The organism is Mediterraneibacter massiliensis (genome assembly GCF_001487105.1).
Lineage (GTDB): Bacteria > Bacillota > Clostridia > Lachnospirales > Lachnospiraceae > Mediterraneibacter > Mediterraneibacter massiliensis.
On the sequence record NZ_LN913001.1, the window covers coordinates 1,735,835 to 1,747,678 of the forward strand.

The window sequence follows — 11,844 nt, forward strand, 5'->3', positions numbered from 1 at the left end:
GAAAAATACTGTAAAGGTAGGATAAATTATGTCATTTATAAAACGCCATAAGATACTTTTTATATTATTTGCAGTAAGCATTTTCTTAATGATTAAAAATTCATCTATTCCATATTTTTTTGCTCCTCCTGCAATTATATCATTTATTTTTGATGCTCCGAAAAGCGACTTTTTTTCGGGTATGGCTCAAATGATTGATATATTCACTTCTGCATATGTAACAAGTTTAGTTTTCTATTATATGGTGGATTATCTTCCTGCTATAAAACAAGAAAAGAAAGCTAAAGAAATTATTGCACCTAAATTAGTAAGTTTATACCTGTATATTAGTGAACTCCTTGCAATGATTAAATATGCAGCAGAGCAAGAAAAACTATTGCAAACGGGAAAACCCGAAGATATGGATAAACTTCATTTCAAAAATAAAGTTATTCTATGTAAGCAAAAGTCTTTCAAAAATGAAGTTGAAAACGGAACGACACCATACTCTTTTGATTTGTTGAAAGATTGTGACAACTTTAGGACGCTAATTCTAAATATTTGCAACGAAATATCCGGCACGCCAAGCTTTTCCTATTGTGACACACAAGTAATACATATTATTTCAGAAATCCAACTGTCTGAATTGTTGCGAATTTTACCGAAACCGAATGATTTTTTATTGCAATTTGATTTTGCTGATGTTTCATATTTAGGATTAGGTGAGGGGTATCAACAGCTTCTTTCAATTTACAAAGAACTAGCGGTTTTTGTTGATACAAGACATGGCTACGAAATGATAGACATATCAAAAGAGGAAATACAAGAGTGGCAAGAAGAACAAGTAGAGTCATTGAAAGAACACCCCGAAATAGCTCAAATACTTATTGCTAATCAAAGACAAAACAAATAAAAAGACGGGCAACAGCAGCCATGTAATCATAGCCGCCGCGCCCGTTTTTTGTGGGTACAGATGATTTGATATGTTACGCAGTAGAACCCTAATTTCAAGGGAAAAGGTATTCTGTATCGCCTATGCCAGTTTCACGCCGTTTATGCCCTGTAAATCAAGGCTCTTTTTGCCCTTATTGCGTAACCACCGCGCGTCGTTTCCTCATGCGCTCGGCTGCCTGTCTGCGGGTAATCCGTTTCCGGCAGTCCGGGCAGTATTTGACGCTGTTCGATTTTGATACAAAGAACGTGCCGCACTCGGTACAACGCTTTTTATCCTCGGTCTTGAAAAGCTCTGCATACAGTAGCTTATCAAGAGGAAGTACGGCAATCTGAAACCACTTGCATAAAAGCGAACAGGAAATAAGCTGCGGGCAGACATATTCCTCCCCGTCGTCCAATAAGATACAGTGTCCGCGCTCGCAGTTGCAGCACTCCTTTTTTACAAGGCTGTTGACTTTTCGGCTCTGTGGCGGCGTAAGCCGCTTACCCCCGGTCATACTTCATCAGCGGCGAAAATGGCAAGCTCCGCATACTCGTTTTCTGTTAGCGGGGAGATTTTCTGTAAGGTGCGTTCTGCAAAGGGGCGCATATCCTCGTCCATGAACGGCAGCGCAGCCGTCATATTTTCCATAAGCTGTGCTTTGCTTCCCTCATGGTAAATACTCAACAGGTTCATTTCTTCAACGGTCAGTCTAATCATGCTCATACCTCCAATTCGTGATGTTTTGATTTTGCTGTCTTTTTCGGGACTTTTCGGGATTTTTCTGTTTGTAACTGCGCCCGGACAGAGGGAGGGGACTGTTTCATCTCTTTATTCCTCTCGCTTTTATCTATCAGCGCATAAACTCCATGCCTGCCCTCCAACGTAGATAAGGAAAGGCTTTTGTAAGGGAGCATGGAAAGCAGCCGTTCCATATCCTTATCCGTTGCCAGTGGAACAAAGCAGGGAGAAAGTTCTACCGCACAATGGGTCTTTTCGGGGCTGTCCGGTTCTCCAAGCCCTTTTACATTTTCCACAATCCGGCGGGCTTCTGCTTCAATCCGTCTGTCATGCAGGGCGGCGATATGTAACTGAAAATCCCTCTGCGTATGCGGTGTTCGTTTTTTCTGCTGTTCCCTCAAAAGGCTTTTTAAGGCTTCCGGGTCGTTTGGCTGTGCTTCAAAACGTATAAACTTTCCAAGTTGCGGGTCAGTGTCCCCGTCAAAATATTGTCCGGCAGGCTTTGTCAGCTCCCCATGCTCATAAATCAGCGTGTAGTTGTCGGCAGGGATTGATTTTTCGATTACTTCCCGGAAATGCTGCAAATAATCCAGTTCATAAAGATTGCCCTTGATTTTTTCCTGCTCTGTGCCTGTCAGTTCCACCGCATAGGCAAGGATAGTATCGCGGGTCTGTTCCCCGTAAAACCGCCATGTATTATGCTGCCTTGTGTCCTTTAGAAAAACGTCCCGTTCCCGGAAGCAGCACGTCCCGGACGGGCGGGAAAACCACAAAAGCCGTTTGTCCTCCGGGATAGGGCTTACCGCCGCTTTCTGCAAAATCTGTTTGTCTATGTCAAAATCGCTCTGATAAAAAGCGGTGTTCTGTTTCATTATGGCTTCAAGGGAAGCAATAACGTCCACATTTTCAAATTTTTGTAACTTCATAGGTCAGCTCCTTTCCAAATCCTGTGTTTTCTGTCTTGCCTGTTTCTTCGGTGCCTGTTCTTTCGCTGCTTTAAGCTGCGCCCGGATAGAGGACTTTTTCTCCGGCTCTGCCTGTTTCTTTTCTGCTTTGAGGGCTTCGGCGTATTCTGCAAGAGAAATCTGTCCTCCGGCTTTTGCCTTTTCTTCCAGTTCCGCAGCGGTCGGGGTGTTGTTTATCTGCCCGTCAATCATGTTGTAATTTTGCTCGGTGGTCTGTTCGGCAGCTTTCAGATAATTTTCCGGCTGCAAAAACTCCGGCACGTCCTTATACCCCAAGCTGTCTACATAGTGGGCGGTGTCCTGCCCGTTCTGATGAAGCACCACAATGTCGGAAACGGAAAGGCTGTGTCCCTTAAAATCTTTCGGGTGGTCGATATTAAAGCGGGTGTAAATATCTTCAAGGGAAGTCCCCGGCGTAAGAGGTGCGGAATAGACAAGTGTATAGTTTTTTGGGTCTACCCGGTGTCCGGCGGCAGTCAGACGGTCGTAAGGCTCAAAGCGCAAGTCCCTTGTTTCGTCCCCGCCTTTTATCTGATAAATGGAAAAGGTATCTTTATGCTGTGGGGCTTCCTGCTTCGGCTGCTCCTTTGCAGGTTGTTCCTGTGCGGCTACCTTTTGCTGCCGGATATGCGCCCGCTGTAACTCGGTAGGCTTTTCCCCGGTAATGGGTGCAATCGCCTTGACATAATCAGCCGCATAGTAGGCGTTACTGGTAAGCTGCCGCTGCCATGCCCCTGCTTTTGGCGACCAACGGAAGCCGTTGCTTTTTAAGGCTTCCCGCGTGGCTTCGTCTGGTTTATCTTCAAAGAGGATTTGCAGGCGGTTCGCTTCGGTGTTTGCTTCCACCTTGCCGCCGTCAAATTCCCACCCCACAAAACCGATTTCTTTTTGCAGTGAAAGGGATTTGATACGGTCTTTCACGCGCCGGATTTCTGCGCTGTTGTTGGATAACGTCCAAGTCGCAAAGGGCTTGTCCCCCAAATGCCAACTGCTCGCCATGTCTGCTTTCAGTTTTTCAAGCTGTTCCGGCGACAACTGCGGGCAGCCGTCAAGGGTCTTATGCTTGCGGTAGTAGGCGTTTACGGCTTTCATGGTTTCCTGCGATTTTTCAAGGATTTCCAATTTCTTTTCTAACTTTTGTACTGCCTGCGGGTCGTCTGCGCTGATACCGCCCATGCCGGTGCTGCGAATTTTATCAAGAAGTCCCTGTATGTCCTGCCATTCCCGGTAATTGCTGTCGCGGGCTGCGTTCTGCTTTTCTTTCTTCCTTGTGGGGAAGTTAGAGCCGCCTGCAATGAGGATAGATGGAACACGCGCGTCAATCTCATAGCCTTTGTTCATGTTCGCCGCCAGTTTCCGGGCGTAGGTGTCAAGCAGGCTGTCGATTTTCTCATGGTACATCGGGTCTACCCGCTGTTTCTGCCTTTCTGCAAGCTGTACGGCTTCATCAACATAATGCCTATATTCAGCCGTCGCGCTACCTTGCTTATAATCGGAAAAGCTGTTCATATCTTTTGCGCGTTTGGCGGCAGCTTCATTGATAGTGTAATAAGGGGTGGGTGCAGCCTGTTCCGGCTGTGCTTCTTTTTCCTGTACCGGGGCTGTTTCCTCGGGAAGCTCCGGCGCGGCTGCTTCTGCTTCGGGCTGTTTGGCGGCTTCCTGTGTGGGCTGTGCCTGTTCGGTGGTCTGCTCCTTATCCTGTGCCTTTTGGATTTCTGCAAAATGCCCGTCTATGGTATCAATCAGACTTGCGGCGGTGTTGCGGATTGTTTCAAGAGAGCCTTTCAGTTCTGCAAGTTCTTTTCCGCTGCTCCACCCGGCGATATACCCAAAAGAATAATCCGACGTATCAAGCCCGTAATGTTGGCAAACGGCATAAGCAACGCTTTCTGCCTGTACCTCGCGGGTGCGGCGGTCGGGACGTTCCGGCGCGTCTTTGTCTATGTCATGGAGTGTCGCATGGGCGATTTCATGGATTGCGGTCTTGATATTCTGCAATTCGTCCATGCCCTCGTTGATAGAGATACGCTTTTCCTCATAATTGCAGCGTCCCTTTACGCTGCCGCCCAAGGCTTCAAAGGAAATGTCAAAAGGGGAAGTCCTTTCAAGGGCAGCGAAAAAATCCTGATACTGTTCCACGTCGCCCGTAAGCTCCTTTATCCCAAGGTCGGGCAGCTCCTTTCCCTCGGTCTGCGACACGTCAAAAACAGATACCACACGAAAGGCGGGGATTTGGATTTCCTTTTCCTCGGTAACGGCTTTCCCGTTCTTATCGAAAACAGGCTTTTGCGTGTCCGGGTCGATTTTTTCCACCTGTTTCTTAACGGTAAAGGGCGCGGGCGCAATTATCTTGATAGCTTTTTCTCCCGGCTTTACATGGCGGTCAAATTCCTTTTCCCATTGTTTATAACCTTTTACAAGGCTGCCGCCCTGCATGGCGATAAGGATTGTATTGTTAAAGCTGTAATTGTGAAACTTTGACATGGTACGCAGATAATCAGCGTAGCGGTCGCTTTCATAAATCCCCAAAATGCCCTGTTCCAGTCGGTCGGTAATCTCTTTCATCTTGTCGGCGGGTTTTTCAGAAGATAGGATAAGCGGGATAACCGGGCGCGGCTCTGTTTCGGGTGTAGCCTGTACCGCCATAGCAGCGTCAAGGTCTGCCTGTTCCTTTTCCTGTACTGGCGGCTGCGGCGTTACTCGGTATTCCTCCGGCACGTCCCGTCCGTCGTACCACTGTGTAAAGGTGTTGCGGTTGTTGTAGATATAGCCCTGCTCGGTAAATCTGCCCCCGTCATTGATAGCAGCGTCGCGCCCGTATTCCTCATAAAGAAAATAGTTTTTTGCTTCTTCCGGCAGCTCCAACTCGTCCAGTTCTTCAATCAGATAATGCCCGTAATCTTCCTCACTTTTTACGGACGGATAAAGCCAGTAACAGTCAAGGTTTTGTGCAAGGTTTATAATGTCCTGCAAATCCCTTGTATGGTCGCCGTATGTGATAGCCGCAGTAAATTTTTCCCGGTCGTCGTCAAACTGCATTTTCAAAAGTTCGCCCAAATAATTCAGTTCGTCAAGGTTTTCAAGCTCGGTCAATTTCCCTGCCAGTCCCGCAATAGAGGACTGGTATTCTGTGATATGCAGCTCCCCGTAGTTTTTGCCGTCTATGCCGATACGGTCAAAGACTTCTTTCAAATGTTCGGCAGTCGTGGGGAATGATACCCATTCGCCCGTAGGCCTGCCCTCGGTGTACTTCCCAAGATTGGAAAGATAGCCGCTTAAAATCGGTTGTTCCATGCGTTCACTCCTTTCTTTTTCAATCATGCGGTGCATAAGTTCGTAGTCCTCTATGCTCATGCTCCCGTCAAAAATGTAGGGGTCGGGTTCTTCGCCGTCCCGGTAGGCTTTTTCAGAGAACGGAAGCCCCGCAGCATGGGCGGCGGCTCTTGCTTCCTCGATAAGCTCCGGCGGCAGCCTGTCGTCGTGGGCTTCGATAAATTCCCCGATATTGCTATATCCGTTTTCGTAGTGGCGGCGCACCCCGGCGGTCAGCTCGTCAAGGTTCATATCCTCGCCAAGATAGCCGGAATAATAGCCGTTTACCACAACGGCGGCAGGGTCAGCCTGTTTGATTTCTTCCATGCGGCTTCTGTCCTCCGGGTAGAGAATATCGCCCATTTCAAGGTGGAAATATTCCGCGTTCCAAGAACGTCCCGTTTTCCAAAACGCCACCCAAGCGATACCGTCCCTTAATTCTTCTTGATAGTCCTTTACGGTGTCCCGTAAACTTGCCATGTGTAACCTCCTTTCCAAAGAGCAGCGCGGACGCTGCATGTTCCGGTTTCATCATTCAGTACCCCGCGCCCGCGTTTTTGCCAAAGATTTTAGAGATTTTTTCAAGATTTCAGAGGGTTTGGGACACTTCCCAACAAGCAAAAAATCCCCGCCGTTCTCGGTAGAGAAAGCAGGGATTTTACGGAAAAGGGTACTCTTTTCCTATGCTTGCTATTCAGTTATTTCTTCCTCGGAAGCTCCACCCGGTAGTTGACATATTTCCCGCCCGTATCAGCCAATACGATAGTTCCGTCGTAGGTCTTGCCCGTCTTTGGGGAATAGAGCTTTTTTACATTTACCTTGCCGGATTTTAAGAGTGTAGCGGCAATCTTCGGGGTAAAGGTTACTTTTCGTTCTTCAAAGAAACGGTCATTTTTCCACATGGTAAAGATACATTCCTTGTTGCTGCAATAGTAATTCTTCTTTCCCTCATAGACAGGAGAACCGCAGCGGGGGCAGCTTCCCAACGCTTCCCGTTCCGGCTTGAACATCTGCGCTTTATTATCAGAAAGAAATGGATAGGTCTTTACCAGTTCCCGCGCCATATCCTCGATACCCTCTATAAATGCGGCGGGGTCTGCCTTGCCTTTTGCAATCTGCGTCAGATTGTTTTCCCATTCTGCGGTAAGCTGCGGGCTTGTCAAGGTGTCCGGTAGGACGCACACAAGGTTGATACCGTCCTTTGTAGGAAGTAGCTGCTTGCCTTTTCGCTCCACAAAGCCGCCCTTTACCAGTTTTTCAATGACGGCGGCGCGGGTGGCGGGCGTTCCAAGCCCTTTGCGTTCTGCGTCCGGGTCGGTGTCCTCGCTTCCGGCGCGCTCCATAGCAGAGAGTAGCGACGCTTCGTTGTGAGGTTTCGGCGGTGTTGTGTCATGCTCCGTTACCGTTGCCGCCGGATTTTCAAAAGTCTGCCCCTCGGTAAATGGCGGCAGGGTCTTTTCTGTGTCGCTGTCTGCGTCGTCCGTTTCGGGCTTGTTCTTTAAGGCTGCCCTGTATTTTCGGTCAATCTCTTTCCAACCCTCACAAAGAATGGTTTTGCCCCTTGCGGTAAAGGGCTGTCCGGCACATTCAAATGTAGCTTTAACTGCTTCAAAGGTATGTACTGCGGCGGTCGCCATGAGCAGACGCGCCCCGGCAAGGGTAAGGATATTTTTTTCACTTTCCGGCAGCGTGGTAATATCAGTCTTTGCAAGCTCCATAGTGGGGATAATAGCGTGGTGGTCGGATACCTTTTTACTGTTCAGCACCTTTGCAAGCTCCGGCGTGAAGTCTTTTCCCGCCATAAAAGAAAACTTTCCACAAAGCAGCTTGATAATGCCCGCCGTTGTGTCGCCCATGTCGTCAGTCAGATAGCTGCTGTCGGTTCTCGGATAAGTAAGCAAACGCTTTTCATACAGGGCTTGTGCAAGGTCAAGGGTCTGTTTTGCGGTATAGCCGAAAATACGGTTTGCTTCCCTCTGTAAAGAAGTAAGGTCAAAGAGTTTCGGCGGGGCTGCGGTCTTTTTCTCTTTTACAAGGGAAGTGCAGACTGCTTTTGACACTTCACAAGTCGTTTTTAATGCGTCGGCTTCTGCCTTATCTGAAATTCGTTCACTTGCAGCTTCCGCGCCGGATAAGGCAAGGCGCACATGGTAGTATTTTTCTTTCTTGAACGTGGTAATCGCTGCGTCCCGGTCAACAAGCATTTTTAAGGTCGGGGTCTGTACGCGCCCCACGTTCAAGGTATGATTGTAAAGGACAGAAAAAAGACGGGTTGCGTTGATACCGATTAGCCAGTCAGCCTTTGCCCTGCATAATGCGGAAGCAAAGAGCGCGTCGTATTCCTCGCCGTTCTTCAGATGTGCAAATCCCTCTTTGATAGCAGCTTCTTCCATTGAGGAAATCCACAAGCGGCGCATGGGCTTCCTGCACCCGGCAACTTCATAGACAAAGCGGAAAATGAGTTCTCCCTCGCGCCCTGCGTCGCAGGCATTTACCACTTCGGAAACGTCTGCCCGGTGCATAAGTTCCTTTAAGGTTTTGAATTGCTTTTCCTTGTCAGAAGCAACGGTGTATTTCCATTCCTGCGGCAAAATCGGTAAGCTGTCATAACTCCACTTTTTATACTGTTCCCCGTAGGCGGCAGCTTCGGAAAGCCCTACCAAATGTCCCACGCACCAAGAAACGATATAGCCGCTTCCTGTGAGAAATCCGTCTTTCTTTTCCTTTGCCCCAAGTACGGCAGCGATTGTCTGCGCCACACTGGGCTTTTCTGCGATAACTAAAATCAATGATAATTCCTCCTATCGTTCGGTCTGTCGTTTGGTTTCCAGTTTTCTGATACAGTACCCCACACAAGGGGACTGCCCCTTGTAAGGGCAGCCCGCGCAGCGTGGGGAAGAAAGCTCCGGCGGGGCTTTTTCCCCTTTGCCATAGTCCGGTTTCTGTATCATCATCTTTTCAAAGGGATTGTCGGTAAACAGGGTCATAAGTTTTCTCCCTCCGTTTCTTCATCTTCGGAAGTGTCCCCGGTGTCTGCTTCCGGCTCGTCCTCGTCGTAATCCTCAAAGTCAAAATCTTCAAGGTCGGTGTTCCCTTTCACGTTCTGCTTCGGTTTTATAAACTTAAAGTAGTAGAACGCTGCGCCGCCACCAAGCAGCACAAAGAGGACTAAGGCAAGCACCGCGCCGGGATTGCCGTCTTTTTCTTTGGGTTCTTCCGGCTGCTCGGTGGGGGGTGGGGTAGGTTCCTTGCCTGTGCAGCCTGTCAGAGTGGTTGCACATACCGGGCAGGACGTATTTACCTTTCCGGCTTCGCATTTTTCCGTACAGTTGCAGACTTCCGGCTTTTTCGTGGCTTCCCCGGTTTCGGTCAGTGCCATAAGGTCGGCTTCGTCCACTTGATTAAGGAAATGTACGGTCTGTTCCCCCTCGGCTGCCCGGTCAATGAGGATATAGAAATAGTTGCCACCTTTGGTGGTAACAGTGATAAGCTGCTTATTGCCGCCGTAATCATCAACCAGTGTTGCGTTTCCTTTTGGGGTAAGGGGCGGCGTTTCCTCGTTTTCCTCCACAATTACGTTGCTGTCGTTGGTCGCGTCCTCTGCGGGTGGTTCTGTGGCTGCGCCCTGTGCATAGGCAGGGACAGAAAAACCGCCCATAAGGATAAGGGCGGCACAAAGGGCAGTCATGGTCTGTTTCAGTTTATTCTTCATCTGCATTGTCCTCCTGTTCTTCGTAGTCTGCCGCTTCATCAGAAGCAGGCGCGGCACTCATACCGGGAATACCGCCGCCGGACAGCATAGTGTTCAGTTCCTGTGGGGTCAAACGCATAGCGCGTACAAGCTGCACAATTTCAAGATTTTCTGCTTCGATTTTCTGTGCTTCCAGTCCTTTCAACTTGTTCTGATACTCTGTGATTTTCTCGCGGGTCTTTGCGATTTCCTTATTGATACGGTCGATTTTGTTGTTTGCCATAAAAAAATTCTCCTTTCTTTTCGGGGCTGCTTACCAGTTCATCAGCCCATAGCCTTTGATACATTGATAGTTGAGGTCATAGCTTTTAATCTTGCAGGCGTCGCCGGAATTGCCCTCAACGGTATAGACGCGGCTTCCGTCCCTGCCAAGCACAAGCCCCACATGGTCGGCAACGCCGTCTAAATCCCAATCGAAAAAGATAGCGTCGCCCGGTGCGATATTCTCATAGCCGCGTGCGCCCCATTGTCCCCTTGACTGAAACCAAGGGACACCCTGCCATTCGCAGCCCGCAAAGCGCGGTTCGCTTTTTCCGGCTTGATTGTAGCACCATGACACAAAGCAGGCGCACCATTCCACGCGGCTGTTAAAGCCATACCAACTCCAATAGGGATAGCCGCCCACGTTTCCGACCTGCTGTTTTGCAAGCTCCATAAGCTCCGGGTTTCCGGGACGTGTGCCGTTTACAAACTCCACGCCGCTTAAATCCTCGGACGGGCTTCCGTCGGGAGAGCCGCCGCCAAAAATCAACGGTTTGTTGCCCTGTGTCTGTAAGTACACCTTGAACATTTCAAATTGCTGTGGGTTCAGCAGTTCTTCCGCAAGGGAAGCAATCGGCTTGTTTGTCAGCTTCACATTTAAGATACGGTATTCGTATTCTTCCTCGTTGCCCTCCTCGTCGGTGGTGGTGCGTATCTCGATTTCTTCCGTCAGCGTCAAGGTGTACTGTAAGCCGAACAGCCGCTTTAGCTCTGCCTGTGCGCTCTGCGGGGTGTAACTCTGCAAAAGGGCAGTCAAGTACGACGCTAATTCGTGGGGGTTATGCCCGATAGTGTCAAGGTCATAGCGGTATTCATCATAGCCGGGGTGGGTGCTTTCGATATTGTCAATTTCCTGTTGCAGCTCATTTTCCATTGCGGCATAGCTCTGTTCCGTTGCCACAAGGTCGCTGTCCTCGGACGTGTAGGAAGTCCCTAACACGCTGTTCATGCTGCCGGAAAACATTGCCCCGCAAGAGGAAAGCCCTACGGATACCATGATGAACAGAAGCAGCGCGGCGATAGCGATTATCACGCCCGCCGGGTGTCGTCCTGCAAAGGCAGCCGCTTTCTTTGCTGCTGTTTGGGACGCTCCGGCGGCTGCTTTGGCGGTGGCTGCGCTGCCTTTCTTTACGGTCTTTGCATACTGGCGTTTGATTTTCTGTTTCTGCATGAACCGGGAAAAGGGATTGCTTGTAAGCTGCGGGTTTTCCTGCAAGGCTTTGTGATACTGGAAATTGACGTTTGCCTTAAACGCTGCCTGTTCTGCCTTTGCCGCTTCCCGGTAGGGTTTCAGCTTATGGCTGCGGTAGCCCTGTTTTAATTTTCTTGTCCCGTACCTTGCGCCGCGCTCGGCAAGTTCCTCCGATTTGTGCGCACCCTCCACGCCGGAATTGTCTTTCTCGACGCTGTGGATTTTGTTGTGAACAAAAATCCCCGCTTCCTGCGCGGGGCGGGATAACGGGTTCCTGTGAGCTTTGCCGCCGGGTATCGGCTTTTCCTGTTCCTCAAAGTAAAGCCGGGTCTTTGCCTTTCCGCTAGTTTCCTCAAAGGTGCGCTCTTTTACAAGTTTCTTCTGCTTCTGGATAGCTGCCTTTGCCGCGTCCAGTTTGTCGGCTGCTTTTTCCGATTTTTTAATGTAGGGTTGCAGTTTTGGCGTTTCCCGTTCCTCGTCGGTAAACTGCAAGCGGGAAGTGGAAGTACGCAAAACTGCCGCTTCCTGCGCTTTCTTGACTGCCTTTTTACTTGCCTTTCGGGTATGGGCTGCGTCAAGGTGTTCCATGACGCGCTCTGCGGTAGCGGTGTCCGGCTGTGAAAAGTCGCTGTCTGCTTCCCGGCTGCTGATACGCTCGGCAGTCTGCTGTGTTTCGTTGATTTCCACCGCACCGTCGCGGGTCATTTTC

General features: G+C 49.4%; 10 protein-coding genes. 1 reads left to right on the forward strand and 9 read right to left on the reverse strand.

What is annotated here, in order from left to right:
• The first annotated feature begins 28 nt into the window (after positions 1 to 28).
• The gene (locus tag BN3282_RS12520) at positions 29 to 892 is read left to right on the forward strand and encodes a hypothetical protein (RefSeq protein ID WP_032509771.1); all 864 of its coding nucleotides are present in this window, start codon (positions 29 to 31) and stop codon (positions 890 to 892) included.
• A gap of 172 nt (positions 893 to 1,064) precedes the next feature.
• On the opposite strand, the gene BN3282_RS12525 is transcribed toward BN3282_RS12520, so the two are convergent.
• The 9 genes from BN3282_RS12525 to BN3282_RS12565 all read right to left on the reverse strand — a co-directional run bounded on the left by BN3282_RS12525 (position 1,065) and on the right by BN3282_RS12565 (position 11,723).
• Positions 1,065 to 1,430, reverse strand: a complete 366-nt coding sequence (locus tag BN3282_RS12525; RefSeq protein ID WP_059069644.1) for a cysteine-rich VLP domain-containing protein — start codon at positions 1,428 to 1,430, stop codon at positions 1,065 to 1,067.
• Entirely contained in the window at positions 1,427 to 1,639 is a 213-nt protein-coding gene (locus BN3282_RS12530; protein WP_005933795.1) for a transposon-transfer assisting family protein, read from the reverse strand. Before BN3282_RS12530 ends, BN3282_RS12525 begins: the two co-directional genes overlap by 4 nt.
• The gene (locus BN3282_RS12535; RefSeq protein WP_032509773.1) at positions 1,636 to 2,580 is read right to left on the reverse strand and encodes a hypothetical protein; all 945 of its coding nucleotides are present in this window, start codon (positions 2,578 to 2,580) and stop codon (positions 1,636 to 1,638) included. The genes BN3282_RS12530 and BN3282_RS12535 overlap by 4 nt, the downstream gene beginning before the upstream one ends.
• Positions 2,581 to 2,583: 3 nt before the next feature.
• On the reverse strand, positions 2,584 to 6,411 hold the full coding sequence (locus tag BN3282_RS12540; protein WP_059069645.1) for an antirestriction protein ArdA: 3,828 nt from the start codon (positions 6,409 to 6,411) through the stop codon (positions 2,584 to 2,586).
• Positions 6,412 to 6,629: 218 nt separating this feature from the next.
• The gene (locus tag BN3282_RS12545) at positions 6,630 to 8,720 is read right to left on the reverse strand and encodes a DNA topoisomerase 3 (RefSeq protein ID WP_059069647.1); all 2,091 of its coding nucleotides are present in this window, start codon (positions 8,718 to 8,720) and stop codon (positions 6,630 to 6,632) included.
• Between the two features lie 12 nt (positions 8,721 to 8,732).
• Positions 8,733 to 8,918 (reverse strand): hypothetical protein, encoded by a 186-nt coding sequence (locus BN3282_RS12550; RefSeq protein WP_059069649.1) that lies wholly within the window; start codon positions 8,916 to 8,918, stop codon positions 8,733 to 8,735.
• Positions 8,915 to 9,643 carry a DUF4366 domain-containing protein gene (locus BN3282_RS12555; RefSeq protein ID WP_059069651.1) on the reverse strand — a complete coding sequence of 243 codons (729 nt, stop codon included), beginning with the start codon at positions 9,641 to 9,643 and terminating at the stop codon, positions 8,915 to 8,917. The genes BN3282_RS12550 and BN3282_RS12555 overlap by 4 nt, the downstream gene beginning before the upstream one ends.
• A complete protein-coding gene (locus BN3282_RS12560) occupies positions 9,633 to 9,905 on the reverse strand; it encodes a DUF4315 family protein (protein WP_059069653.1) in 273 nt (90 codons plus the stop codon). The genes BN3282_RS12555 and BN3282_RS12560 overlap by 11 nt, the downstream gene beginning before the upstream one ends.
• Before the next feature lie 30 nt (positions 9,906 to 9,935).
• Entirely contained in the window at positions 9,936 to 11,723 is a 1,788-nt protein-coding gene (locus tag BN3282_RS12565; RefSeq protein WP_456297526.1) for a CHAP domain-containing protein, read from the reverse strand.
• Positions 11,724 to 11,844: the final 121 nt, after the last annotated feature.